The 26,234-nt window shown below is 61.9% G+C and carries 23 protein-coding genes and 1 pseudogene; 10 read left to right on the top strand and 14 right to left on the bottom strand.

What is annotated here, in order from left to right:
* The first annotated feature begins 10 nt into the window (after positions 1 to 10).
* Positions 11 to 1,012 carry a sugar phosphate isomerase/epimerase family protein gene (locus NKI79_RS04260; protein WP_352800068.1) on the top strand — a complete coding sequence of 334 codons (1,002 nt, stop codon included), beginning with the start codon at positions 11 to 13 and terminating at the stop codon, positions 1,010 to 1,012.
* Entirely contained in the window at positions 1,009 to 1,821 is an 813-nt protein-coding gene (locus NKI79_RS04255) for an SDR family NAD(P)-dependent oxidoreductase (protein ID WP_352800066.1), read from the top strand. Before NKI79_RS04260 ends, NKI79_RS04255 begins: the two co-directional genes overlap by 4 nt.
* A 139-nt stretch (positions 1,822 to 1,960) precedes the next feature.
* On the opposite strand, the gene NKI79_RS04250 is transcribed toward NKI79_RS04255, so the two are convergent.
* Positions 1,961 to 2,401, bottom strand: coding sequence for a DUF2267 domain-containing protein (locus NKI79_RS04250; RefSeq protein ID WP_352800064.1), 441 nt, complete (start codon positions 2,399 to 2,401; stop codon positions 1,961 to 1,963).
* Positions 2,402 to 3,072: 671 nt separating this feature from the next.
* On the opposite strand from NKI79_RS04250, the gene NKI79_RS04245 reads away from it, so the two are divergent.
* Together NKI79_RS04245 and NKI79_RS04240 are read left to right on the top strand one after the other, a co-directional pair.
* Positions 3,073 to 3,444: a VOC family protein gene (locus NKI79_RS04245; RefSeq protein WP_352800062.1), complete on the top strand. Its 372-nt coding sequence runs from the start codon at positions 3,073 to 3,075 to the stop codon at positions 3,442 to 3,444.
* Between the two features lie 846 nt (positions 3,445 to 4,290).
* Positions 4,291 to 4,755: a hypothetical protein gene (locus NKI79_RS04240; protein WP_352478355.1), complete on the top strand. Its 465-nt coding sequence runs from the start codon at positions 4,291 to 4,293 to the stop codon at positions 4,753 to 4,755.
* 37 nt (positions 4,756 to 4,792) lie between these two features.
* Here NKI79_RS04240 and NKI79_RS04235 read toward each other — a convergent pair whose 3' ends face one another.
* From NKI79_RS04235 to NKI79_RS04225, 3 genes are all read right to left on the bottom strand, one after another.
* Complete coding sequence (locus NKI79_RS04235; RefSeq protein ID WP_352478353.1) at positions 4,793 to 5,467, bottom strand: LuxR C-terminal-related transcriptional regulator; 675 nt, start codon at positions 5,465 to 5,467, stop codon at positions 4,793 to 4,795.
* Positions 5,464 to 6,966, bottom strand: coding sequence for a sensor histidine kinase (locus NKI79_RS04230; RefSeq protein ID WP_352478351.1), 1,503 nt, complete (start codon positions 6,964 to 6,966; stop codon positions 5,464 to 5,466). The genes NKI79_RS04235 and NKI79_RS04230 overlap by 4 nt, the downstream gene beginning before the upstream one ends.
* An 88-nt stretch (positions 6,967 to 7,054) precedes the next feature.
* Positions 7,055 to 8,572, bottom strand: coding sequence for a S10 family peptidase (locus NKI79_RS04225; protein ID WP_352478349.1), 1,518 nt, complete (start codon positions 8,570 to 8,572; stop codon positions 7,055 to 7,057).
* Between the two features lie 274 nt (positions 8,573 to 8,846).
* On the opposite strand from NKI79_RS04225, the gene NKI79_RS04220 reads away from it, so the two are divergent.
* A complete protein-coding gene (locus tag NKI79_RS04220; protein ID WP_352478347.1) occupies positions 8,847 to 9,350 on the top strand; it encodes a hypothetical protein in 504 nt (167 codons plus the stop codon).
* An 89-nt stretch (positions 9,351 to 9,439) separates the two neighbouring features.
* Here the strand turns inward: NKI79_RS04220 and NKI79_RS04215 are convergent, their stop codons facing one another.
* Together NKI79_RS04215 and oiaX are read right to left on the bottom strand one after the other, a co-directional pair.
* Positions 9,440 to 10,774: a four-carbon acid sugar kinase family protein gene (locus NKI79_RS04215; RefSeq protein ID WP_352800059.1), complete on the bottom strand. Its 1,335-nt coding sequence runs from the start codon at positions 10,772 to 10,774 to the stop codon at positions 9,440 to 9,442.
* A 4-nt stretch (positions 10,775 to 10,778) separates the two neighbouring features.
* Positions 10,779 to 12,041: a 3-oxo-isoapionate-4-phosphate decarboxylase OiaX gene (oiaX, locus tag NKI79_RS04210; protein ID WP_352800057.1), complete on the bottom strand. Its 1,263-nt coding sequence runs from the start codon at positions 12,039 to 12,041 to the stop codon at positions 10,779 to 10,781.
* A 183-nt stretch (positions 12,042 to 12,224) separates the two neighbouring features.
* On the opposite strand from oiaX, the gene NKI79_RS04205 reads away from it, so the two are divergent.
* Positions 12,225 to 12,938, top strand: a complete 714-nt coding sequence (locus tag NKI79_RS04205) for a transcriptional regulator NanR (RefSeq protein ID WP_023720267.1) — start codon at positions 12,225 to 12,227, stop codon at positions 12,936 to 12,938.
* A gap of 277 nt (positions 12,939 to 13,215) precedes the next feature.
* A complete protein-coding gene (locus tag NKI79_RS04200) occupies positions 13,216 to 14,184 on the top strand; it encodes a GlxA family transcriptional regulator (RefSeq protein ID WP_352800056.1) in 969 nt (322 codons plus the stop codon).
* Between the two features lie 77 nt (positions 14,185 to 14,261).
* Here the strand turns inward: NKI79_RS04200 and apnL are convergent.
* From apnL to NKI79_RS04165, 7 genes and pseudogenes are all read right to left on the bottom strand, one after another.
* Positions 14,262 to 16,171, bottom strand: a pseudogene (gene apnL, locus NKI79_RS04195) (D-apionate lactonase).
* Positions 16,168 to 17,202, bottom strand: coding sequence for a Gfo/Idh/MocA family protein (locus tag NKI79_RS04190; RefSeq protein ID WP_352800055.1), 1,035 nt, complete (start codon positions 17,200 to 17,202; stop codon positions 16,168 to 16,170). The pseudogene apnL and the gene NKI79_RS04190 overlap by 4 nt, the downstream one beginning before the upstream one ends.
* A 1-nt stretch (position 17,203) precedes the next feature.
* The gene (locus NKI79_RS04185) at positions 17,204 to 18,268 is read right to left on the bottom strand and encodes an ABC transporter permease (RefSeq protein ID WP_254817020.1); all 1,065 of its coding nucleotides are present in this window, start codon (positions 18,266 to 18,268) and stop codon (positions 17,204 to 17,206) included.
* On the bottom strand, positions 18,265 to 19,809 hold the full coding sequence (locus tag NKI79_RS04180) for a sugar ABC transporter ATP-binding protein (protein WP_352800054.1): 1,545 nt from the start codon (positions 19,807 to 19,809) through the stop codon (positions 18,265 to 18,267). Before NKI79_RS04180 ends, NKI79_RS04185 begins: the two co-directional genes overlap by 4 nt.
* On the bottom strand, positions 19,806 to 20,459 hold the full coding sequence (locus NKI79_RS04175; protein ID WP_352800052.1) for a DUF2291 family protein: 654 nt from the start codon (positions 20,457 to 20,459) through the stop codon (positions 19,806 to 19,808). Before NKI79_RS04175 ends, NKI79_RS04180 begins: the two co-directional genes overlap by 4 nt.
* A gap of 111 nt (positions 20,460 to 20,570) precedes the next feature.
* Positions 20,571 to 21,512 (bottom strand): D-ribose ABC transporter substrate-binding protein, encoded by a 942-nt coding sequence (locus NKI79_RS04170; protein WP_023675475.1) that lies wholly within the window; start codon positions 21,510 to 21,512, stop codon positions 20,571 to 20,573.
* Between the two features lie 264 nt (positions 21,513 to 21,776).
* Positions 21,777 to 22,604, bottom strand: a complete 828-nt coding sequence (locus NKI79_RS04165) for a phosphogluconate dehydrogenase C-terminal domain-containing protein (protein WP_352736957.1) — start codon at positions 22,602 to 22,604, stop codon at positions 21,777 to 21,779.
* A 334-nt stretch (positions 22,605 to 22,938) separates the two neighbouring features.
* Between NKI79_RS04165 and NKI79_RS04160 the strand changes: the two genes are divergently transcribed.
* From NKI79_RS04160 to NKI79_RS04150, 3 genes are all read left to right on the top strand, one after another.
* Positions 22,939 to 23,613, top strand: a complete 675-nt coding sequence (locus NKI79_RS04160; protein WP_352478434.1) for a DUF2161 domain-containing phosphodiesterase — start codon at positions 22,939 to 22,941, stop codon at positions 23,611 to 23,613.
* Between the two features lie 165 nt (positions 23,614 to 23,778).
* Complete coding sequence (locus NKI79_RS04155; RefSeq protein ID WP_254817016.1) at positions 23,779 to 24,204, top strand: hypothetical protein; 426 nt, start codon at positions 23,779 to 23,781, stop codon at positions 24,202 to 24,204.
* Positions 24,205 to 24,270: 66 nt separating this feature from the next.
* Positions 24,271 to 25,461: an NADH-quinone oxidoreductase subunit D gene (locus NKI79_RS04150; protein ID WP_352800050.1), complete on the top strand. Its 1,191-nt coding sequence runs from the start codon at positions 24,271 to 24,273 to the stop codon at positions 25,459 to 25,461.
* Positions 25,462 to 25,724: 263 nt separating this feature from the next.
* On the opposite strand, the gene NKI79_RS04145 is transcribed toward NKI79_RS04150, so the two are convergent.
* Positions 25,725 to 26,156: a hypothetical protein gene (locus tag NKI79_RS04145; protein ID WP_254817079.1), complete on the bottom strand. Its 432-nt coding sequence runs from the start codon at positions 26,154 to 26,156 to the stop codon at positions 25,725 to 25,727.
* Between the last annotated feature and the right edge of the window lie 78 nt (positions 26,157 to 26,234).

The raw sequence follows: 26,234 nt of genomic DNA, 5'->3' as shown, positions 1-26,234 counted from the left end.
CGCCAAGCTGATGCTTCGTCTCGGCCTCAACCCCTACGGACTGACCTATCATCTCGGACTGCAGGGCCGCGGCACGCCGCGGCACAATCCGGACGGCGTGGGGCTGGAAGGCTTCATTACGCTGGCGCAGGAACTAGGCGCACGCACGCTCGAGATCTACGAACCCTGGTTGACCGACTTGACTGACGCCGAAATCGTCGTCCTGCGCAGGCGTCTTGCCGCGCTGGACATCGTCCCGGTGGTGAGCGGCGGACTTCTAGTGGCAGGTCCGCTGGACAACGCCTTTCGGGCTGCGCGCCTGCTCGAGGCGACGACGATTCGTATCGCACTGACGCCTGTCCTGTGCGGCGACCGCAATGCGTGGGGACCGAAATGGAGTGAGTTCAACGCAACGATTCGCGCTGCCTTGACGGAATGGGGGCCGCGTGCGGCGGCCGAGGGCCGCGTGCTCGGCATCGAGAACCATCAGGACTTCGGCAGCGACGAACTGGTTGCGTTCTGCGAACTCGGCGGGCCGGGTGTCGGCATCACCTACGACACCGGCAACACCTTTCCTGTCGGCGAGGCGCCGCTTGCCTTCACGCGCCGGATCGCGCCCCATGTCCGCCATGTTCACCTCAAGGATTATCGCATTCAGTTCACGGATGAGGGCTACCGTCTGGTCCGCTGCGCGATCGGCGACGGCGCCGTGCCATTCGCCGAACTGGCAGCCATCCTTGGCGAGCACCACGACACGCTGACGGCGGTGCTTGAGCCAGGCGCGCTGGAGGCCCGTCACGTTCGCTGGCTCACCGACGACTGGTGGAACGGATATGCGCCGAAGACCGCCCGTGAGTTCGCCGCGTGCCTGAGTGCTGCGCGCGTGAACCGCCTTGCGGACGACGCCGACTACCGCACGCCATGGGAACGGGACGATGACGGCGCGCTCGTTTCGTACGAGCTCGACATGATCCGGCGCAGCGCCGCCAACATGAAGAAGTTCGATTTCATTGCAATGGAGAAATCAGCATGACTGCTCGAGAACTCAGCGGCCTGACCGCCTTCGTCACCGGCTCGGGACGCGGCCTCGGCCGCGTGATGGCCGACCGCTTGGCCGGACTTGGCGCAAACGTCGCGGTCCACGACCTCGATTGGACCCGGCCATCTCAATATGGCGAATTCGCGGATCTCGGCGACTCTGCCCGGGGCTTGGAGAAGCATGGGACGCGGGTGACCGCGGTCACCGGCAATATAGGCGACAAACAAGCTGTCGCCGAGATGAAGAGGAAGATCGAGGCCGATCTCGGCGACGTGCACATTCTGGTCAACTGCGCCGGCGGCGACATCGGCGCCAAGGGCGTAAAGCCCAATCCCAACAACGCACTCGATATCGACTACGAAGACATCAAGGTTCTAACCGAGAACAATCTCATCGGCACGATGCTGGTCTGCCAGGCGTTCGTTCCGCCGATGGTCAAGCGCGGCTCAGGCTCGGTGATCAACATCGCCTCGGCGGCAGCGCATATCGGATGCTCGCCCGAGGTGGTCTACTCGACGCTCAAGGCGGCTGTCGTCCATTATACGCGCTGCCTCGCCAAGGAATTGATCGACGATGGCGTACGCGTCAATGCGGTGAGCCCTGGCGCCACCAAGACGGCACGCTTCCAGGCGAGCCGCGTGGTCGATCCGCAGCGCATGGATTCGAGCAAGAAATCGCTGAACCGGTATGCGGAGCCTGAAGAGATCGCCGAAGCGGTGGCCTTCCTCGCCGGCCCGCGCGCGCGCTTTATCAACGGACAGGCCATCCGCGTCGACGGCGGTTTCACGATCTTTCCAGGTTAAGCCGCGACAGTTCACATCGGCCGCCCAGCTAAGCCTTGCCATCGAGCGCGGCACATAGCGTCACCGGGGTCGACCAGACCCACCCGCGCTTACGTTCGAAGCTTCGGTCCGTCGCGCGTCCGCATGAGCAGGATCGCCGCTATTTGACGCCCACGCTTTCAGGCCAGAGGACCTGGATTTCCTTTGGCAGCGCATCCCGCACCTTTGCCGACTGGCCAAGGTCGATATGCCGTGCAAGCACACGCAGCACCGAGCGTGCCGCATCCCCGGGATCGACAGCACGGGTCGATTTCAATTCATCGGCGATGTGTTGCAGGAACTCCTCGAGCGAGCGTGTCTTGTCGGGCATGTCGGCGGGCCGATAGCGATCATAGTAGGCGCCCCGCACGAGCAGCGGCAGTTCCGCTCCCAATTTGGCCGCCAGTCCGACCTGCAGCCTGTCCCGAAGGGTTCGCAGAACGGCGCCCAATGTATGCCAGGCGACGTGTCGATCCGGACCAAGATCCACCATGATCTCGTCTAGCCAGATGTTTGTTATTTGCAGCGTTTTGTCAAAAACGTCCAAGCCGGTTGCGCTCATCGTCGCCTCCTCGAAGGTTCTGCGGGCGAAACGGCGACCGGAGATAATTGTTTCGTGGTCATGTGAAAATCGCCTGGCAAAGCGGCGGAAACCGGTTCGGTCGGAGAGGCCTGTCGGCATCAGGTCTGCTCTACGCTCTGCATCTGCCGGATTTCGGCGATCTGTCGGAACCGGCCATTTGCCACCACGTTGAGTGCAGTCACCGCGGCCGGATTGTCGCCTTTTCATGGGCTCCCGATAGGCGATTCCCTTGAAACGGATATCGCGCACTGCCGCCAGAACGTCGCGCCGGCTCGGATATCCCTTGGATACAGTGCTGGCGTCTTTGATCGCGGCAAGAAGAAGACAGGCCGAATCGTGGGCGTTCACGGCATAATTGCCGATCGGTCCGAAGCGCGCTGCATAGCGCGCGGCAAACTCGGCCGAACCGCCACCCTGCCCGGTTCGGGCGTGGCGGAAAGCACAAGAACGTCTTGGCCAACACTGAGCTTGCGCTTATCGGTTCCGAACGCCGTCAGCAATGAGACCAGTCCTCACGTTGCCCGAACCCGGCTTTTGCCGGATATCTCTTGACCGATTGAGCGGCCCGCGCCGACAATGGCATTGGGAAGATGGCGGGATGTCGCCCACGGTGTTCGGCACCACTTGGCGAAAGCTGCGAAAGGGTTGTCATGGATTGGAAGCTGGAACTGGTCCCGGTCCCCGTATCGGGCGTCGACAATGCCATCGCCTTTTATGTTGGGAAGGTCGGCTTTCACCTCGATCATGATCACACGGTAAGCGACGAGATACGTTTCGTGCAATTGACGCCGCCCGGTTCGGCCTGTTCGATTGCCATGGGCAAAGGCATCGTCGACAGCACCCCGGGATCCATACGGGGTCTGCAGCTGGTTGTGCCCGACATCGATGAGGCGCACCGGCATCTGGCCGCCCAAGGCATCGAGGTCAGCGATATCAAGGATTTTCCCTGGGGCAGATTTGTCTTCTTTGAGGATCCTGACGGCAACACATGGTCTGTCCAGCAGCTCCCTCCTCGCAACTGAAGCAGCGCGCTGCGGCAGGACGATGCTCAACCCAGACGCGATGACCAAAAGAAAAGGCCGGACTGTTGAGCCCGGCCAAGCGTGAAGGTCTGTAACCTCCAGAGGGGAACGCGCCGGACGCAATGGGAGGAGACATCCGACGCAATCCGCATATGGGTCGCTACTGGTGACGTTTCAATGACATGCAGTGGACCAACGTCGCCTCGCCATAGAGCCAGGAAGGTAAAGCATTCGAAGGGACCGGTGGATCGCGCCGCCTGGTGGACACAAAGGTCGCCGAATGCAGGCGGCTCCTTGCATAGGGACTTCAGTCTGTAGGCCTGTCGACCAAGGGCCTGCACAGCCGAACTTTGGTCCGAAGCTGCTATCGCAAAAGCCCGAAACGCGAGAGTTTCAGGAACCGAGTTCAGAAGAGCCCCGTTGCGATGCCGACTGTTACAGGAGGCCGCTATGGATTCGAGCGTTCACCAGGCGCGTTGGCTGCTTTTTCCGTTATTTGGCCTGTGTTTCGGGATCGCAGCCATTGGATTTATTGTTGGCTGACGGTGAGAACTCGGCGCCCCCGCCGAGAGACGCAACGAAGCGAAGGCAAAAGACTTGCGCAGTAAATAGTCCCTTCCTGCGCCAGCGAGACCCACCAGTTACCATCGTGGGGCTGGTGGGTCTTGACCTTACCGATACAAACCATTGTTTTAAGCATCACACGAATTCGAACTGGAGGCAGCACGACAGGTCCGTATGATTAAGGGGATTTCCGCCATGCGAGTGGCAAGTTCGTTGATGACGACCCGGAGACGAAGGACCGGATCTTCGCGAGGACGTCATGTCGGCATTTCTGTAGTCGTTTTGACCTTCGTTCTCGTCGTGAGCCCCTATCGCGTCGTGTTCGACGGACTATCGCAGCCGCTCGGCCCGCAGGCCGCCTGGGCCAAAGACGGCGGGAACGGCAACGGCAATGGCGGGAACGGAAATGGGAATGGGGGCGGCAATTCCGGCAATCCGGGTGGAAACTCCGGCAATTCGAACTCGAACGCCGGTGCCGGCAAAGGCAAAGCAAAGTCGCAGGACGACAATCTCCCTGATCCCGCCGCTGCGGTAACCCCGGGCAGCAGGCCAAAACTCTTTATCAATGCAACCACGGGAGACCGGATCGAGGTGAGTGGGCCGAGCATTGGCGTGGTGCATTCGAACGGCCTCAGCGAGCGCGTTGATAGCGGCCAATATGAAATGCGCGATGCCAAGGGCCGTACCATCATTCGGCGCCTGGCGACGCGTTCCGATCGGGACAGGTTGCTTGAAATGATCAACTGAGGCCGGTTCACATAGCCGCCTGTGCGGCAATTTCGGCTCAAGCATGATCGCGAACAGGCGAATGCCGGCGCTCAGTCGCATCGCGTAAAGTCATTGCGGCTTCGGTCCTGTTGCTGACGTTGAGCTTGGCCAGGATTCGCGTCATGTGGTGCTTTATCGTTTTCTCATGCAGGTTCAGCCGAAGCCCGATCCGCTTGTTGCTCAGTCCCGCGGCAACCAGCGTCAGGATCTCCCTTTCGCGGCTGGTGAGTTCGGCAAGTCCGTCGGCTTTCGCCGGCTCATTTGATTGAGCCGACAGATCGGCCAACAGGCGTGCCGACAATTGTGGACAGACATATCGTTCGCCCGACGCTACCGTGCGCAGGATCGTAGCCAACGTCCTCGATCCGACCCCCTTCAGAACATAGCCCCTTGCCCCGCTCTGCAATGCGGTCATCACGTGCTGGTTTTCTTCCGAAACGGTCAGCATCACGATTTTCAGTGCCGGATGGCTCTCGAGGGCCGGTCCGATCACGCTGAGGCCGCCTCCGGGCACCGAGATGTCCATCAGCAGAATGTCGGGCCGCCGGTCTTCGACTATCCGCAAGGCATCATCCCTGCTGCTTCCTTCGCCGACGATCTCGAACCCGCCGATCTGATCGAGCGTGCGCACAACGCCTTCCCTGAACAGCGGGTGGTCGTCAACGATGGCGAGCCTGATGGCTGCTGTCATGTCTGCCCCATTTCAACGATGTTGAGAGCCATTTTCACGATCGTGCCACTTTGTGAGGACGTCACGGTAAACTGGCCCCCGAGGCTTTCCACCCGCTCGCGCAGCCCAACAAGCCCCAGCCCCTCGGGACGCACGATTTGTGGATCAAAGCCGGGGCCGGCGTCGGACACTTCGATACAAACGCGTTCGCCGTCGAAATGTTTCTCGACCGACTGACCTTCACCTCCGGCATGACGGAATCCATTGTTCAGCGTCTCCTGGACGAAGCGGAAGATACAGATCCTGGCCGCTGGCGACAGCGGTGTATGGCCGCCGGTCATCGATAATCTTACTTTGACGCCGGTTCGTTCTTCGTGCGCCTGTACGGCAATCTGGAGAATTTCACGCAGTTCGGCATGCTCTATATGCGGCAGGACAAGGCCCTTGCTGATGCTCCTGATCTCGCGCATGGCATCGTCCAGATGTGCTTTGATGGCCCGCAATTCCTGCGCACGCTTCGATTGCGGCGTAGCAGGATCGGCAATGACCGGGCTATCGATCCCCAGCGCCGCGAGAGCAACCAGTTGCGCGGGGCCATCGTGCAAGTCCGCGCCGATGCGCCTGAGATAGCGTTCGTTGAGTGCGGTGGCACGCTGCGAAGCGCGCTGCACCCGCAGCCTCAAAAATCTGTTTTGAGCGAGCAGATCGGAAAGCTCGGCAATGCGCTGTTTCAACGAGCGGCTCTGCGAACTGATCGTGCGGCTGCCACGAAACACGATTGCCGACAGCCCGAGAAAGAAGGCCGCTGTGACCGCGGCAACGTCCAGCCAGGTTCGAATGAGGGCCTGATGCAGGTTTCTTTCAAAATCAGTGGCGACTTCGTAGAATTCCGAAACGGCCACCACTTCCCCCGACCATGGCTGCAGCACCGGATTGTAGATCTCGAGGAGATGCAAGCCGCTGGCTCTTTCGGCCTCGCTGTCCGGATCGTCGAGCCTGTCGAACTCCGAAACCATTTGGCCGGCGAATGCCGCCCGGAGATTGTCGCTGGGTTCAAAGCGCTTGCCGATCAATGTCTTGTCGGTCGAATACAGGATGGTTCCGTCGCGACGCCAGAGCTTGAAGGATTCGAGCCTTGTGCCGAGTGCCCCTTGTCCCAGCGTTTCATCGAGCGCATGGGCTACGCTCTCGTCGAGGACTTCGCTCTTGCGCATATCCGGAAGCAGCGGTGCAATAACGCTGTCCACGTAAAGAGCCGTAGCGGAAGCCGAATTCTGCGTGACCACGGTTTCTATATGGTTCGTGACTGAAATCCCCACCACCACCATGGCCGACAGGGAGAATAGACCACCCGCGAGCAGGAACTGCGTGGCCAGCGACAGCGCATTCCAGCGGTCAACGAGGCTTGTCAGCCTGTGTGGCCTGGTATTCCGAATGGCCCGCTCGGCAGCACGCCGCGCCAGTGGCGCGATTCTGGAGAGCCGGCTAATCCGCTGTCGAACGTCGCTAAAAGACGCCATCCTAGGTGTGTAACCGATCAATCGCGATGGAACTAGGGCCTGATGAGAGGGCGAACAGCGCATCCGGCGCTTTTTTGCGCAAATCGTCTCATTGCGTTATTCGGTAAAGCTCGGACGCAGCCTGCTTCAGCGCCGCCCGCCCATCCGGCCTCAGATACATCATGTGCCCGCCTTCCAGCACCTCGCTGCGAATCGGCTTTGCGCCGGCAAGCGAAGGAATTTGACCAAGCAGGTAGCGCGAGCCCATGTACGGCGTCACCAGGTCGCTGTAGCCGTTGACGATCAGCACGCCGAGGCTGGGGTTCAGCGTGCGCGCCTGCTGAAGGTCGTCCATGACACCCGCATAGCCCTGACGCGTCGGGCTCGTTCCATAATCCCAATTGCCGCTGACTTCGCGGTTGAGAAGCCGATAGCTGATATCCGTACGGAAGTTCAATTCATCACGCACATAGCCGACGAAAGCGGAGGTAAGCGCCGGCACGCTTCGGTCGAGCACCGGATCGGGACCCTCGACTCCCAGGCTCTCTGGCGCCACGTCCGCCGTTGCGATGTTGCCGTCATAGGCGCTGAGAACATTGCCCTTTGCCCGTGCAAACTCCTTGGCGAACAGCCCTATGGGAATGCGTGCAAAGTGCCGCTGGACGAGATCGAGCGGCAGACCGGTGATTGCGGCGACACGCTGGCTCGCTAGGCGTCCACCCTGCTCCAGCCCACCTGCCAGCGCGGCCAGATAATCGCCGAGCGCATAGCGTTCGACTTCCGCCAGCCGCTTCTGCAGGGCCGGGCCGGAAACGCCTTCGCTGTGCAGGCGCACTGCCGCCAGCGACGGCAGTTCCAGCGCCCAGTGGAGCGGCTGGAACTCGTCCGGACGCACCAGTGTGAATTCGAGGGCCGGCGAAATCAGCACGACGCCGCTCGGGCTGATGCCGATGTCTTCCTGAAGCTTCCTGGCGAGCAATGCTGCTCGAAAGCCGCCATAGCTTTCGCCAGCCAGGAAGACAGGCGATGCCGTACGGCTGGTCTGCGCCAGATAGAGCCGGATAAACGCGCCTATCGACGCGGCGTCCTGGCTGACGCCCCAGAAGCTGTGTGCTTCCGTGCCGGGCGCTTCACGGCTGTAACCGGTTCCGACAGGGTCCACAAAGACCAGGTCGGTCATGTCGAGCCAAGTGTTGGGGTTGTCGAACAGCCTCTGCGGCGGCGGCAGGAAACTTCCATCGGCCGCTGTCGCCAGAACCCGCGGACCGAGCGCGCCCAAATGAAGATAGGCGGAAGCTGCTCCCGGACCGCCATTGAAAACGAAGGTGATCGGGCGACGCGGATCCGGTCCCGTTTCTTTCCCGGCGTGCAGAGCATAGGCGACATAGAAAATCTCGGCGGTGATATCGCCTTTGCCGGACGGTAACGACAGCGTGCCGGCCCTGGCCTCGTAATCGAGCGTCCGTCCGGCAATGACGATCGAATGATCGGAAGTCTGCGGCGGTGGCAGGAGCGAGAGAACCCCGCCTGTGGGCGGCGGCCGCTGGGCCGTCTCCGCATGACCGACCCCAGTTCCGGCAACCAGCAGCAGAAGAGCGAGGGCGATTTCTTGCAGCTTGATAGGCATGACGTCTCCGGAGCAATTGGCTGGAAACTAGCACACCGTCGGCCGAACCAAAGTCACAGCACCGTGCGCCAGTACATCTGACAAGAAGGGATCGGGAATCCGATACCCAGGCGGAAGATAGGGCGCGAGGGTCACGGCGGCAGCCTCAACCTCTTGCAGCAGATGCGTGCGGCGGAATGACGTGCCAAACGACTTCGTGAATTTTCTACCGGTTGACTCGATTGGCCCACTTCCTAGGTTGGCATTCGGGGCTCCCGTGCAATCCGAAGTTGGTATGATATCTTTCCACACCCGAAAGCTTGCCCTTCTCCTTCTATCGGCGGGCGCCGCCATCCTGTCTTCCTGCGTCATGCCAGACGACACGTCGAGCACCGCGAGGGAAGACGCCACGGCGGCGGCAGCCCGCAAGGAGATGGTCGGCCTTAGCGAGGCGGACGTTCGAATGTGCGCCGGCTTTCCGACCGCCACTGCCGATGTCGGCAAATCCGGCCAGATCTGGACCTATCAGCGGGTCGTTCAACGCGGCAATCTCAACATTGTGGTTCCGACCGTGGCCATTGGCCCGGTCCCTGCGCTCGGAGGTTCCGTCAACGTCGCCCCCGGCGGCTATTGCAACACGCAAATTCGAATGGTTGACGGTCGTGTTGCCGAGGTTGCCTACGCCGGCGACAACAACCTGCCGAACAACCGCGATGCGCTCTGTGTCAGCACGGTGGACGCCTGTGTCGCCTATGCCCGTCAGTATCATCCAAGCAGGGCAATGCGCCGTACAAGATAGCGGGATGAGTGGTATTGCCGCCGACCTAAACGTCTGGGGTTTCTGGATCTCGATCAAGCATCACCGATTTGAACTGATGTTCCCCGCGCTCAGCCGCCGACCCCATCGCGAATAGCGGAGAAATAGCGGTCGGTTCCGACCTGCCCGCCCTTGAGGGCAATTTCCAGCCCGTCGATCGCCTTTATGCGCGAATGCGCCACACAAAGCGGCGAGCCCGGCGATGCCGGCAGCGGCATTCGCACCGTCAGCGCGTCGACGCCCATCTGGCCAAGTGCATGGCTCGACGTGTCGCCGCCGGCGATGACCACGCGCGGCAGCTTCTCTTGAAGCGTCAGTTCGCGGAGAAGCTCGCCAAGACCGCGGCCGAGCTTATGGCGGGCGCCTTCCCTGAGATCGATTTCAGCACCGCGGTCGGCCGCAGGTCCGAGCGCGGTGTAGAGGATGACGCTCCGCCCGGCCCTTAGGCTGGAGCGGCCGGTTGCGACCGCGCGCGCAATAGCGTCATTCGAAGCCTCAGAAACCAGTTCGAGCGGGTCGAGTTCGATCCCGTCGAAGCCGTCGGCCAGGGCATGCCGGATCTGTCGTTCCGTCGTCGGCGAGCAGCTCCCCGAGACCACGGCGATCCTGTCGGCAGCGCCCGGCGGCGAAAAGGCGGGTTTGGCATCCACGATTCGGTTCGATGCCCATTCGACCAGCAAGGCATATTCGATGCCCGAAGAGCCGACGACGAAATAACCGCCCGGCTTGCGAGCGCGCCAAATCTCCTTGCCGGCAAGTGCCTGGGTTTCCAGGCTGTCGACATCGACAAGCACGATTCTTGTGCCATTCTCCACAAGCCGGTCGAATGCTTTCGACCGCGACGCAGACTGCAGCGTCGCCAGGTCGACCAGGCCCGAGGCGAGGCTGGTCTGGCGCGACAGATGGATCAGCAGGTCGGATTCGTCCATCGGCGTGGTCGGATGGCGGCTCATCACGGGATGGCGGTCGATGCGGAAATATTTTTCGCGATAGGCCGCGAACAGATGGCCGAAGGCGGTGTAGCGCTTCAGCTGCGGCGCGCCGACCACCAGCGGCACGCCGTCTTGCCGGAAAACCGAGCAGCCGATCTCGATCGCCCGGCCGATGCTGCCGATCGCCGGGCTGGAATCGAAGGTCGAGCAGACCTTGTAGTGGCAGATCTCGGCGTTAAGGGTCTTCAGCCAGGCGAAGGCATCTCGCAGATGCGTGTCCATCCACTGCGGCCTCTCGCTGCGGCTGGTGCCGGCCAGCCCGACGGCGCGGCAATGCGCAAATTGCGAAAGCAGCGCCTCGTCCGGCTGGCGCATGAACAGCACGGTCGGCGCGCCGCCGAGCTCGAGCGCCTCCATAACGTCGGTCGAGCCGGTCAGGTCGTCGCCATAGTAACTCAGAAGCAGGTTTTGCATGGCGTCAGGCCGCCTCGCCGCCGCCGAACTTCTCGATCGACCGCGCCAGCTCGACATGGCTCAAGGCATAATCCGACAACGGAATGTCCTGGACCGCCGCCTGCCAGGCCTGCTGCACGGCGCGCACGCCGGCGCCCGGCCCGTCCGGGTGGCTGACGATGCCACCGCCGCACAGATAGAGAAGATCCACCGTCCGGCCGGTTCGCTGGAACGTTTCAGGCGCCTGCCCGCCCCACTGGCCGGAACCGGCGACCGGCAATGCGCAATCGGCCGGCGAAAAGATCGGCGTGGTCACCGCTTTGAAGGACTCGACGAAGGACCAGTCGGGTTCCCAGTATTTCGAGGCGATGCCGTTGATCTGGAACTGGTCGACCCCAAGCAGGCGCCAGAACTGCTGCCAGACCTTGAAATCCATGCCAAGACCGGGATGACGGGTGAGAATGTCCCAGCCATTGCGATGGGCATGGAGCACAAGGCTGGAGCGTTTTCGAAGGTAAGCCATGCCGCCGAAACCGATCGAATTGATGTTGACCACGGCGCAATTGCCGCCGGCGTTTGCCACCAGATCGTGGTTTCGCATCATCTCGTCGGGATCGGCATGTGAGATGCCGAAGGCATACATGACCTTCTTGCCAGTCTTCTGCTCGTGGTCGAGGATCAGCGGCATGATTGCCCTCACCCGCTCCGACAGCGGTGAATAGGCCGGGCTCATCAGCTTCTCGTCGTCCTTGATGAAATCGACGCCGGCGGCAATCAGCTCTTGCACCATTGCGGCCGTCTCGGGCGGGCGGAGGCCCAGCGCCGGCTTGACGATGGTCCCGATGATCGGACGATCCGCGACACCGGTCAGCCTGCGGCTGCCCGTGACACCGAATTGCGGGCCCGGATGCGCGCCCCGGTACTCCTCGGGTAGCCTCATGTCGACGACCCGGATACCGGACAGGCCCTTGATCGAAAAGGTGCCGCCGATGGCGATGGTCATCAACGCCGACAAGTCGGTGCCGATGGCGTCTAGCGGAAACGCGATGTCGACGTCGGCGCGCTTGACCGGGCCATTGCGCGTTTCGGGACCGGTTTCGGGAAGAGACGGCCGATCCGCATCGGGCAGATGCCGTATCGCCAAGACTCGCGCCGCGACCCTGGCCTTGAGCTCTTCGGTCTCGCCGGCCAGCGCGACGAAGGTTCCGGTCGACTGGTCGCTTGCGATCTTGGCCGCCAGCGCCTCGATATTGCCGGGCGTTTCGATGCGATAGGTGAGAACAATCATATTCGCGCGGCCTGCCGGGGTGGTTCGAAAAAGGTTACTTGGCCCTCGAAATCTGGTATAATGAGTACATAAGCTTTGCAAGCCCTATCCGGCTGGGCAGAGCCGGGCGAGCCGGCAGCAGGCGTTCCGGAATTCGCGCCGGAAATGCTAGATAGGGGCCGGTCAAAGGAGTGATTCGCGACGATGAACCGTTCGGAGCCGATCGTCCGGCGCAAGCTTTCCGACGAAGTATTCTTGAGACTGAAGCGCCTGATCACCAGCGGCGAATTGCTGCCGGGTGACGACATGCCATCGGAGCGCGAATTGATGGAGCGCTTCGAGGTCGGCAGGCCGGCGATCCGCGAGGCAATGCAGGCGTTGAGCAATATGGGCCTCGTCGCGATCTCGCATGGCGAGCGGGCGAAAGTGCTGCAGCTGACCGCCAAGTCGATCATCAAACAGGTCGACGGCGCCGCTAAGATCATCCTGTCGTCGTCGAAGGACACGCTGGAGCACCTCAAAAACGCGCGTATCTTCTTCGAGCGCGGCATGGTCAGGGAGGCCGCGGAGAAGGCAACCGCCGAGGACGTGCAGCGGTTGCGCGCAACGGTTGCAGAGCAGCGCAGCCATCGTGGCGACTCGGAAGCCTTCATATCCGCCGACATGAAATTCCACACCCAGATCTCGGCAATATCCGGCAACCCGATCTATGTCGCCGTCAGCGAGGCAATGCTTGGCTGGCTAAAGGAATACCACACCGAAATGCTGATCTGGACCGGCAAGGAAAAGTTCACGCTGACCGAGCACGAAGAGATCATCGGACGCATCGAAGCCAAGGATGCGGATGGCGCCGAGAAGGCGATGATCAAGCACCTCGAACGCTCGCGTGCGCTTTACGTGATGAACTCCGGCAGCTGAAAATCAAGAGCAAGGTCCCGACCGGCGTAGCGGCCGGCACCTGCTCTCGGCCTACTGACTGACCACAGATCAGCCTGAGCCCGGACCGACGCAGTTTCTGTTGCCCTCTGAATCCGATGTATTTGCCGCGTGTTTTCATTCAACGATTTCCGCGGCCCGCTTTCGTCAGCAAGCCCGCATAGGCCCTCCTGGAGCCCCCGCGCTTGGCTTGGATTGGCAATTCTTGCAAAGACTATGCTAGGCTTGCCATCCACGAGAACGACACTGGAGTACCGCAATGGCTGTCAGGAGCCTTCACGTTGTGATCTGGCTGCCGTCGAATTTCTATTCGGCCGTCGTCTCGACGCTCGTGGAAATGTTTCAGCTTGTGAATGACGTCTGCCGTTCGCAGGTTCTCTCCTGTGAGTTCGTTTCAAGGAGCGCGCCGTCGGCATCAAGCACCGGAATTTCCTTCCCGACAAAGGCTCAACCATCCCGGAAAATGGATGTCCTGATTCTCATTGCCATGCCGGGTGTCGAGATTCCGGAGCTTCTGCGCTCGCTCGACGAGGAGAGTGAACATTCAAAACCGCTGATCGCGCTCGCGCAGCAGCAGGACGCAATCATCGCAGCACATTGCGGCGCGTGTTATCTGCTCGCCAATTCGGGATTGTTGGACGGTAAACGCGCGACGATATCCTGGTGGCTGAGAGCCGAGGCAAGCCGCCGGTTTCCGCAAGTGCGATGGGACGCTTCCCGCCTACTCATTCGCCAGGACCGCCTTTACACATGCGGAGGCGGGTTTTCCGGACTTGAACTCGCCAGGGTTTTGCTGATCGATCTGGGCTTCTCGAAGGAAGAGCGGATCATTCGAAAACTTCTGGTTCTCCCGCCGCCGCGCACATTCCAGAGTCCCTACGAATTTTCCCTCGATGGAATTTCGAACGGAGCCAGCCCATTCGAGGACAAGTTGCGTGAGCTCTCGAAAGACAAGATGTCGAAAATCGATCTGAAATTTCTGGCAACCGAATTGGGCATGTCTTCGCGAACCCTGTCTCGCAGGTTTTTCGACGAACTCCAGACAACGCCGGGAAAATGGATCCAGGAAAGGCGGCTGGAGTTGGCAAGGTCCATGCTTGAGGAAACGAAACTGAGCGTTTCAGAAATTTGCTATCGGGTGGGTTATCAGGACGTCGCCTCGTTCAGCCGTCTTTTTTCCAAGACAACTGGAATGGCACCGGGCGAGTTTCGAAAGCAAATCCGGTGACAACTCGGCAGCGGAGTGCTGCGGCTACACGCAACCGCTACGCAAGTGCGGCTACCCATGAGCCTCGGCAAATGACTTCAGCCGATCCTGACGATTGCGTAGGGTGTCATCACAAGATGGTCTCGGCCCGACGTATCGCGCGGAATCTGGCGTGACAGTCGTCCATCCCAAATCTTGAGAGGACGCTGATCGGAGCCGAGCCCGGAAACGTCGACCGGAACGTCGACCGGGGTAAGGTTCGCCAGCCAGATGATGATCTTGCCTGTCTGGGAGCGGCCGGCAAGTGCCAGCACCCGCCTCTCATCGGTCGTTGTCGCCGCCACACGCGCATGGCCGGCCAGATCGCAAAGTCCTTTCACCGCGTGGAAAATCGGCCGGGGTGTACCTTCTTCGACAGGTTCGCCCGACGAGGCCAGCACGCCGAATGGTCCGGTGAAGCTGCAGAGCGTCAGCATTTCGAGTTCGGCCAGCGCAACACGTGCGGCATAGCCGATCGTCCATGCGGCTCCGAACAGCCCGGTATGGCGAGGGTCGCGGTCGGCCATGGCAATGCGCTGACTGTCGGGATTGGCCTTGGTCGCACCGCCATAGGGGTTCTGGCGCATGGCAATGGTCGACGGCCCGATCCGATAGGGTTTTGGCCCGAAGATCGCCCTCACCGAGGCTGTGATGGAAGGCAGCGCCTCCAACGATTGCATGACGCTGAGATCGTCGGCGGCGTGCACGATCGGGCAGGTGCAATGCGTGACGAAATCGAGCGGGTCGGGCGGCACACGCTTGCGATTGAGTTCGGTGAAATAGCTGAACATGCCGCCGCCGAGGCGGCTGTCGGGAAAGGCGCGCCGCGTCGCGGCATAGACGCCTTCGAGCGGTGGGGCGGGCGGGCCCCCGCGGCCCCCGGTGGCGTCGACTGCCGGTCGACCGAGGGCGAGACGGCAATGGCCGAAAGCTTGAGCCCGGCCTGCCGCACCCTGTCGGCGACGCCTGAAAGCTCGGCGTCGAGATCGCCGTCGCCGGCAATGACACATTCGAGCGTTGTCCGGACCGGATAGGCGGCGGCGAGCCGGGCGTAGGATCGCAAGGCATCGAGCTCGTGGCCGCGCGTCGGGTCATAGTGGAACATCAATTGCTGCGGGCCAAGCTCGGACAGCATCGGCAGCTTGCCCAACGCCGCCTCGACCTCATCCGGGTAGATGATCACGCCGATATCCGGCAGCACCGGTCCGGCTTGGCCGAGCGTGACACGAATCGGTTCGGCGCGTGCCGCGGCAGCCGGCACTTTCCCGCCACCCTCCATCCGCAAGCTGATGGTCTGGCGGAAGGTCTCGCCGGCAGGCAGCACGTATGGCCATGGTAGCGCGAGCGGCCGGACATAGGTCTTGTAGGAGGCATCCGACCAGTTGCGCTGGTCCTCCATCTCGAAAATGTCGCCTTCCATCCGGCATTCAGCGGTGACGCCCGGCCGGACCTCATGGGTGATCGCCCGCAGATCCTTGAAAGGCTGCCAGGGATCGATCAGCTCTGGAAGCCTGGTCGCGACCACGCTACCATCGGTATGCTCGACCGTGACCGGGCTGCCGGCCAAGCCGGCAATCGGATGCAGGATGCAGAAGCCACAGCGATTGGTTTCGAAATCGCTGTCGGGAAGAGCGCTCACGTCGAAGACCAGCTGGCCATCGGCGGAGCCCTTGATGGTCGCACGAAAGCCGAGCCGGCTGCCGTCTGGTGCTTGGCAACTTGCCGTATAGCTGACGGAAAAAGCCTCGGCATTTTGTTCGATGGCAAGATCGGCCAGTCTCGGCTCGTAGGTGCCCCAGTCGCGATCCCTGACGATGTAGGCGATAGCGCGCAGAACTTCGGTGCCGCCATGCCGAATGGTGCGCAGATTGCCGTTGACGAAGTCTGCCGTCAGCGCGCCGGCTTGCAGCCTGACCGGTTCGGCTTCAACGGCACGTGTGCCGTAGAGGAGGAAGGCGTCGGCTGTCATTTCAGCAAGGCGTCGAGTTGCACCGGCTCCCGGCTTGCGGCGCCGGCGTACGCTGCCTCGACCAGCGCTAATGTCTTGAGGTTGTCCGCGCCCGAGGTCGCGGGCTCGGTTCCGTTGGTCAGGCAATCGACCCAATGTTTTTGAATGGCGACGACGCTTTCCTGGATGTTGTGCCACGGCCGCGATGCCCAGGCCAGCAGCGGCGGCGAGACGTCGCTAACGACCGTTCCGCTCCTGCCGGTGACGGTGAGGCGGTAGCCCTGCGCCAGCCGGATCGTGCCGTCCTTGCCATCGATCTCGATCAGCGTCTCGGGGAACGGCTCTGTCGCGAGCTTGCTGGCGTAGCTACAGTCGACCACGGAGGTGGCGCCGCCCGTGTGGTCCATCAGCATCGTCGCAACGTCCTCGCCGGTTATGCCCGGATTGACGCGCGCCGTTCGCGCGGTGACCGTCGAGACGTCGCCCAGCAGAAAGCGGGCGATGTCGAGGATATGGATGCCGAGATCCTCGATAATGAAGCGCCTTCCGGTCGCCAGATAGGGCTGGCCGGAAAACACGTCATAAGCCGATCGGAACGAGATCCGTCCGAAGAAGGGGGTGCCGATTTCGCCGCTGTCGAGCACCGCACGCACCGCCTGGATCGGCGACTGCCAGCGAAAATTCTCATGCACCATTAACGGCACGCCGGCGTCGGCGCAGGCTTTCACCATGGCCTTGGCGTCGGCAAGCGACGGCGCGAACGGCTTTTGGCAGATTACCGGAACGCCATACTGCGCCGCCATCTCCACCAGCGTTCTGTGGCTTGGTACGGTGGTAGCGATGTCGACGAAATCCAACCTTTCGCCGGCAAACAGCGCAGCCGCGTCGGTATAGCGCCGCGTGATGCCGAACTGGTCGCCGACGACCCTCAACCGGTCCGGATCGCGGTCGCAGATGGCGGCAATCGAAGCACCCTCTATGTCGCGCCAGGCATGCATCTGGTTGACGGCAAAGAAGCCGCAGCCGATCAGCGCGCCACGCAGCTCCGCCATGTCAGCCGGCCTTTGCCATCTGCATCAGCGTGACACGGCTCTGCAGCCGGCGCTGTGCCTGGTCGACGACAACGGCTACGATGATGACGAGGCCCTTGATTACCATTTGCCAGAACGAGCTCACCCCCATCATCACCAGCCCGTCCGAAAGGATGCCGATTACGAAGGCGCCGACAATGGTGCCGCCGATGGTGCCGCGTCCGCCCGACATCGAGGTGCCGCCGAGCACTGCCGCAGCAATGGCGTTGAGTTCGAAGCTCTCTCCGGTCGCCGGATGCGAGGCCATCAGTTCGGACGAGATGATCAGCCCGACGATCGCCGCGCAGAACCCGGAAAACATGTAGACGAACATCTTCACCATGTTGACGCGGACGCCCGAAATCCGCGCCGCCCGCTCATTGCCGCCAACAGCGAAGACATGGCGGCCGAGCGGGGTGTATCTGGCGAGATAGGCCGCCCCCAGTGCTACGACGACCAAGATCCATATCGAAACCGGCAAGCCGAGCAGCCGGCCGGCGCCGAGGAAGCCGAACCCGGTGGTGCCGAGCTCCGGCTTGCCGATGAGATTGGGGAAGGTGCGCCCGTCGGACGACAGCAGTGCCAGGCCGCGTGCGACATAGAGCACGCCGAGCGTGGCTATGAATGGCGCAACGTTAAGCCTGGTGATCAGCAAGCCGTTGACGGCGCCGATCAATATGCCGACGGCAAGCGTGATCAGCGCGATCTCGAAGACGTTGAAATAGATGGTGTAGCCGACCTGCAGGTCGACGCCGTTGAGCACGAGATAGCCGGCCACCATGCCGCACAGGCCGACGATCGAGCCGACCGACAGGTCGATGCCGCCGGTGATGATGACGAAGGTCATGCCCATTGCGAGGAATGCGTTCAACGCCACGTGCTTCGACATCAGGATAAGATTGGCGGCCGATAGGAAATTGGGCGCAGCTATCGAGAAGAATAACAGCACGGCGATCAGCGCGATGAACGTCCTCGCCTTCATCAGCGTCAGCAGGACCGAGCCGCTCGAAATGGAGTTGACCACCGCCTTGGCTGGAATGTCAGTCATGCGCCTTGCTCTCCGTGCGGGACCGGGCCGTGGCCGAGGGCCGAGGCAGCGACGAGCGCGGCCTCAGTCGCCTCCGCGCGATCGAAGATACCGGTCAATTTTCCATTGCTCATCACTGCGATACGGTCGGACAACGCCATCACTTCGTCGAGATCGGAGGTGGCAAACAGGATCCCTAGGCCGTCGCGCGACAGCTTGCGCATGGTGCGGAAAACGTCGGCCTTGGCGCCGACGTCGATGCCGCGGCTCGGCTCGTCCATCAGCAGCACCTTCGGTCCGGTGAGCAGCGCCTTGCCGATCACCACCTTCTGCTGGTTGCCGCCCGACAGCGACGAGACTTCCTGCGTCGGATCGGCGACCTTGATGGCCAGTTCGCGCACCGTCTGGGTCACCGCCTGTCGTTCGGCGGCACCACGAATGTGGAACAGGCGCACGAACCGCGACAGGCTGGCCAGAGTCAGATTGCTGGCGACGGAGAGGATCGACACCAGCCCTTCGCGTTGGCGGTCTTCGGGGATCAGCGCCAGCCCGCGCCGGATGCGCCGCGTCGTGTCGCGCTCGTGCACCTTTTTGCCGGCAATGAATATCGCGCCGGTCGAATGGCCGTGGCGGCCCATGATGCAATCGAACAGCTCGCTGCGTCCGGCGCCCATCAGGCCGTAGATGCCAAGGATCTCGCCAGCGCGCAGCGACAGCGAGACGTGGTCGACCGCAAGCCCGCCGGTGACGCGCGGTAGGCAAATATCCTCGGCGCGGAATATCTCCTCGCCCGGCACATGGCCGTCGGCCTTGGCGAAGTCCTTGGCGTCCGAGCCGATCATCTGCCGCACGATCCACTGGGTGTCGACGTCTTTCATCTCCGCCTGGCCGGTGATGCGCCCGTCGCGCAGCACCGTGATGGTGTCGCCGATGCGGATCAATTCCTCGAGCCGATGCGAGATGTAGACGATTGCCACGCCGCCCGCCTTGAGGTCGGCAATCACCTTGAACAGGATCTCGACTTCCGCCGCGCTGAGCGCCGAGGTCGGCTCGTCCATGATCAGGATGCGCGCATCGAGCGAAACCGCCTTGGCGATCTCGACCAGCTGCTGCTGGCCGATGCGCAGATCCTCGACCAGCATGTCCGGCCGGATGCCAGCCTCCAGGCGTTCAAGAAATTCCGCCGCGCGGCGCTCCTGCTCTTTGCGGTCGATCTTGCGGAAGCGGTTGGTGATCTCGCGGGTGGCAAAAATATTTTCGGCGACGGTCAGATTGCCGAACAGGTTGAGCTCCTGGAACACCATGCCGATGCCGCGATTTACCGCGTCCCCGGATGACGAGAAGGAGACCTCCTCGCCGTCCAGCAGAATGCGCCCGAGCGTCGGCTGCTCGACGCCGGCGATGATCTTCATCAGCGTCGATTTGCCGGCCCCGTTTTCGCCGACCAGCACGTTGACCGCACCCTTGCGCACCTCAAAATTCGCACGTTTGACCGCGACGGTGCCCGAATACACTTTCGAGACATCCTCCAGCTTCAGGATGACGTCTTGATCGCCGGTCATGGCTTCGGCCCGAGCTCTGCCTCCGCCGGCGTCACCAGCGGCAGGTCCCGGCCGCTGCCTGGCGTATAGGCACCGAGGATCTTGACGCTTCGGCCCTCGAGTGCCTCGCGCGGCAGCTTGGAAAGCACGGTCTTGTCGGCGTAGGCGTTGAAGGCCTTGCCGAACTGGGCGAAGTCGATCTGGTTGGTGAAATCGTTGAATTGAATGAAGTCAAGGCTGTCGCGCAGCGCTGTACCGCGCATGGCGGGTCCGATCTGCACCCGCGCATCCGCCTTGCCGTCGCCGTCGGCATCGACGTCCATTGTCGCCGCGCGTGACTGTGTATTGGCTGCAACGACCTTGCCCCCGAGCCGGACGGCGAAGGTCCATGGCGAATTCGCCTGCTTTTTCGGATTGCCGTATTTGGCGCCGGCAGCGGCGGGATCGGTCTTCGCCAAAGCATGAACCTCGGGAAACGGGCCGGCCTTCTGCTGCAGATAGGGTATCGCTTTCGCCGCCCAGATGTCCTCGACCTTCTTGTCGGGATTGAAGGCCGAGCCAGTGCCGCCATTTTCCGCTGACGGCGTCGGCAGGATCTTGCAGGCGGTCAGGCTGACTATAGCTGCAAGGAGCGATACGACAAGGATCGGCCGGGTCAGCGTGTTGAACATGTCGGCTCGTTCGGCATGGCGGTCAGGAGCACCCAGAGAAATGGAAGCAAGGGCGAAGTGGAAGCAAGGGACGAACCGGAGCTCGTCCCTTGCGCTTGATGTTACGCCGGCTCAGTTGGTGAGCGCGAACGTCTCCAGCTTGGCGGCATTGTCGCCATTGACCAGGACGCAATCCATCAATTGCTTTTCCTCGGCCGGAGACTTCTTGTTCTTGATGAAGTCGTTGGCCTGCTCGACCGCCATCTGTGCCTGCGCGAAGGCCGGCTGCAGGACCGTCGCCTTGATGCCGCCGGAGGTTATCGAGTCGCGCACGTCGTTCGACCCGTCGAAGCCGACGACGATCACGTCCTTGCGGCCGGCAGCGGCAAGTGCCGCGTAGGCGCCCATCGCCATCGTGTCGTTGCCGGAGATCACGCCCTTGATGTCCGGATTGGCCTGGAGGATCGATTCCATCTTGGAGTAGGCCTCGGTCTGGCTCCAGTTGGCCGACTGCTGCGCCACCATCTTCAGGTCCGGATAGTCGTCGATGACGTCGTGGTAACCCTTGGAGCGGATGCCGGCATTGGTGTCGGATTCCTTGCCGACGAGCTCGACGAAATTACCCTTCTCGCCCATCAGCTTGACGAATTCCTGCGCGCCGAGCTGGGCGCCCTGATAATTGTTGGAGACGATCTGCGCGACGGCAACGCCGGTGGCATTGATCTCGCGATCGATCAGGAAGGAAGGAACGCCTGCGTCCTTGGCCTTCTGCACCGCAGCGACTGTGGCGTCGGCGCCGGCATTGTCGAGGATGATCGCCTTGGCGCCGCGGCCGATCGCCGTATCGATCAATTCGGACTGCTTGTTGGCGTCGTCGTCATGGACGAGCACCAACGCCTCGTAGCCGAGTTCCTTGGCCTTGGCCTCCGCGCCGACAGCTTCCGCCTTGAAGAACGGATTGTCATGCGAGGGCGTGATGATGGCGATCAAATCCGCCGCATAGGCGGGTGCGGCGGTGCCAAGCGCCAGCATGCCGGCGAAAGCCGCAAGCGTCATTCTGCGTGTCAGTTTCATGTATTCCTCCCGTTGAAAATCCGCGCCTTGTCCCAAGGCTATATGCATTCGATTTCGCTAGCCGGCCGTAGGTGGCGGGTCGCATCAGATTCACAAGCCTTTGCCGGCTTCACTTCGACGGATCGCTTCCCACTACCCTCCACTCATCCAACCCTGAGCCTGCTGCGAAGCTTGACGATCCAATCCATCGAACAGCTAAGGCAACTGGTATAATGAGTCAATGACAATTTCAGGTGACATGTTCCGAAAGACGCGTCGCTGCCCTCAAGTGATGCGCTGAATGCTCGCGGCAATCTCCTCCGGCTCGAACACCCGTTTCCAGTCGTCGCGCATCAGAACCGGCTTGCCGAACTCTATCGCCTTGTTGCATGCGTCGGAGAACACGCCTTTGGTCTCGCCGAAGATGACGGCGCCAAGCACGTTCATATGACCAAGCAGGAAGTCGAGCGCCGCCTGCTTGTCGACCCCGCGCGCCACCACCTCGTCGACCGCCTCTTTCATGACGACGAGCAGCGAAGCGCATACCGTTTCCGAAAGGCCGGGCTCGAGCAGGGCCATCTGATCGACAGTGACGCGATGGGAGCGCATGACCGGCGCCCAGATGATCTTTGCGATCGCCTCACCCTTGGCGAAATCCTCCTCCGGTCCCTGCATCAAGGCGCTGACCATATGCTGCTTGGCCTTGACGCCGCCGAAATAGTCCTTCTTGGCCGCCATGTCGGTCTCGTCGTTGAAGATCGGCGGATGGCAGGGGTGGGTGACGAAATAGGTCAGATCCGGCCGGTTCGGCAAATGCCCGGCGAAAGGTGCCGCGGCGTCGAGCACGACGACCATCGTGCCTGACGCAAGCTTGCTCTCGATACTCGCCGCAACCTTGCCGATGTGCGTGTCCGGCACAGCCAGGATCACCACATCGGCGCCATCAAGCGCCTCATCGGCGCTGACGGCATCGATGCCGAGGCCCGACTTCAGCCGCTCGCGGCCGGCGTCGCTGACCTCGACATGGCGTATCGTATACGAAGATCCGCGAAAATTGGTTGCCAGACGGTAACCCATTTTGCCGCCTGCACCAAACAGCGCAATCGTTGTCATATGTCCGTTACTCCTGAATTCCAACGACGGCCCTAGCGATCGTCATCCCATTGACCTGTATGCACATTGCCGCCGGCTGGCGGATTAAAAACGCGGGGAAGCCGCCGCTCAAATGACGATGCCTGGACGATGTCTCGGGCGCCCGGATGTCCAGCGCAGCCACGCGGAGCATGCTACCTCAGGTACACATTATACCAGCATACCAAATTCGCAAGCGGCCGCGGCACTGCTCTGACCATTTGTTTGGCCGTCGTTTACCTCCTGTTCAACGGCAAAGAGCGATCATCGCGCTGAACCGCCGATCGGCGGGATGATTCGCAGCCAACAAAGGCCCATGCTCGAAACTTCACTCTACAGCCCGGTCAAGGCCTTCCTCGAAGGCCTGGGATTTATGGTCAAGGGCGAGATCGGCGGCTGCGATCTGCTGGCGCTGAGTGCCGACTCTCCACCGATCGTCGTCATCTGCGAGCTGAAGCTGAAGTTCAATCTCGAGCTCATCCTCCAGGGCGTCGACCGTATGGCGGCGAGCGACGAGGTCTGGCTCGCGGCATGCATGTCGGCCCGCGGCAAGGGCCGCGAGAGTGACGTGAGATACCGCAATCTCTGCCGTCGGCTCGGCTTTGGCCTGCTTGGCGTGCGACCGAACGGCGAGGTTCAGGTGCTGCTCAGCCCGACGGCATTGGCCCCGCGTCGGGATCCCCGGCGCCGCTCGAAACTAATCGACGAACATCGGCGTCGGCAGGGCGATCCTGTCGCCGGCGGCGGCTCACGTGCGCCGATCATGACCGCTTATCGCCAGCAGGCATTGGCATGCGCCGCAGCACTCGCCGACGGCCCAAAACGGCCGCGTGACTTGAAGCCCAACCTGCCGAACGCACCTAAGATTCTGCTGCACAACGTGTATCGCTGGTTCGCGCGCACCGATCGCGGGATCTACGAACTGACCGCCCAGGGCCGTGAAGCCTTGCAGCGCTGGCCGCAGCCCGATCGCAGCCACGCCGCTGCCTGAGACAGGCAACGCCGGATTTCGCGCCCTGCTCTCCGCGACAATCACGGCTTTCGGCCAGACAGCACTCAGTACAAGACAGCACCTCAGTCACGGAACCATATTTCGACACGATGGTTTTGTCGTCACCGAATTGATCGTCCGCTGAGCAAACGGAAGGAAACGGCCATGCGCCTATCGACGACAATTGCCACACTTTCGGCACTGGCCCTTGCCTCGCCGGTCTATGCGCAATCCGTGGGACCAGAGCTTGCCCCTGTGCCGCCGACGGCGCCGCAAACCTTGCCGGAGCAAGCCACGCCCCAAGGGACCACTCCCGACCAGGCTACACCGGACGATGCCTTCTCCGCCCAGAATTTCACCGCAGTGACAATCGTGGCGATGGAGGATCTGCCTCCTGACATCAAGGCACAGGCGGAGGCCGTCGTCACCCAGACCAGCGCCGAGGATTTGCGCATCCTGCAAAGTTCGATCGACGCATCGCCGCAGGCGGCATCGGCACTGGCGGCGAACGGGCTCAATTCCACGCAGGTCGTGGCGGCCAATATCGACGGCGACGGCACGCTGACGCTGATCATCCAGACGACGACGTGAGCGGCTGAAAGCGGACAAGCCGGCTCCGGCACGGAACCAAAGCCCGCCTGATCGCGGAGGACTATCATGGTCGAGGCTGCAGTTCGCAACTTCACCATCAATTTCGGGCCACAACATCCCTCCGCTCACGGCGTCCTGCGGCTGGTGCTCGAACTCGACGGCGAGATCGTGGAACGCGCCGATCCCCATATCGGCCTGCTGCATCGCGGCACCGAAAAGCTCATCGAATACAAGAACTACCTGCAGGCCTTGCCCTATTTCGACCGGCTCGACTACGTCGCGCCGATGAACCAGGAGCATGCATTCTGTCTCGCCGCCGAGAAGCTCCTCGAAATATCGGTTCCGAAACGCGGACAGCTCATTCGCGTGCTTTTCTGCGAAATAGGCCGGCTGCTGTCGCACCTCCTCAACGTCACCACGCAAGCCATGGACATCGGCGCGCTGACGCCGCCGCTCTGGGGTTTCGCCGAGCGCGAGAAGCTGATGGTCTTTTATGAGCGCGCGTCCGGCGCCCGCATGCACGCGAATTATTTCAGGGTCGGCGGCGTGCATCAGGATCTGCCGCCGGAACTCCTCGACGACATCTGGAAGTTCTGCGATCCGTTCCTCAAGGTCTGCGACAATCTCGACGAGCTGTTGACCGAGAACCGCATCTTCAAACAGCGCAATGTCGATGTCGGCGTGATCGGCCTCGATGATGCCTGGGCCTGGGGCTTTTCCGGCGTGATGGTGCGCGGATCGGGGGCATCCTGGGATTTGCGCAAGGCGCAGCCATACGAATGCTATTCGGAGATGGATTTCGATATTCCGGTCGGCAAGCATGGCGACTGCTACGACCGCTATCTCGTACGCATGGAGGAAATGCGCCAGTCGGTGCGGATCATGCGGCAATGCCTGGAAAAGTTGCGCTCACCCGAAGGCCAGGGACCGGTCGCGATCCCGAACCACAAGATCACGCCGCCGCCGCGTGCCACGATGAAGCGCTCGATGGAAGCGACGATCCACCATTTCAAACTCTACACCGAAGGCATTCGCGTGCCGAGCGGTGAAGTCTATGCCGCCGTCGAGGCGCCGAAGGGCGAGTTCGGCGTCTACCTCGTGTCGGACGGAGGCAATGTTCCCTACCGATGCAAGATCCGCGCACCTTCGTTCGCTCACCTGCAGGCGATGGATTTCCTGTCCCGAGGCCATATGATCGCCGATGTTGCCGCGATCATCGGCTCGCTCGACATCGTGTTCGGAGAAATCGATCGTTAGTCACGTCGAAGGGTCGCGGGTCCATCCTAGCCAGATCGCACCTGCCTCGACTGCGCTCGAACGCCGGTCGGACGACGGCTCTCACTTGCGGCGGGCCAACTCAAATTCTCGCATCAAAACGGACGCATGGCCGCGACTAGGCGCAGCCAAGCGTCGAGGACTTTCACAATCTGCGCGGCCCGACGTGGCACGTGCCCTTCCAAGTTCGGAAGCGCTCTCCACGGCGCGGAAAGAACGCGTGTTCCGCCGTCCCTCGTACCGCGTCAATGCGCGATCAATCCCTTCAACCAGGCAACAAATCTGTTGCCGCGGACTATCCCGCGCACCCTGGCAGCGGCCCATCGCGCTTGCATCGTAGCACCGACATGGCAATGGCAAACGATTTGGTGCAACTGCCGATCGCTCAGTTCGAAGAAGCGCTTTGCCTCACCGTAGGTATCGTCCTTCAGCCCCATGGCACGCAGAACCGGATCCTCGAAGGCGACGGTGAGCGGCGTTCCAGCACCACGCGATCTGTCGCGCGCTTCCCTGTTCATATATTCGGTGCCTGGAAGCGCCCCAAGGCATCGCGTCGGATTTTGTTCGAGAAGTTCCGCCCAACGTTCAATCCGCTGGTTTCGAGTCATCGCCGGATACGCCGCGAAGGACTCAACTTCCGCGACGGCTTGCAGTTGGTCGAGTGTTTGATGTTTCATGGTCGGCTCCTGTCGACAGGTGAATTTGCCCACGCCTTTATGAGCAATTATCGCGCCGTGGAGCGCTGACAAGGCCGG

It is taken from the genome of Mesorhizobium sp. M0340 (genome assembly GCF_040321535.1).
In the GTDB taxonomy this organism is placed as follows: domain Bacteria; phylum Pseudomonadota; class Alphaproteobacteria; order Rhizobiales; family Rhizobiaceae; genus Mesorhizobium.
Note: the sequence above shows the minus strand (reverse complement) of the source record. Positions and strands in the feature narration are given on the sequence as shown.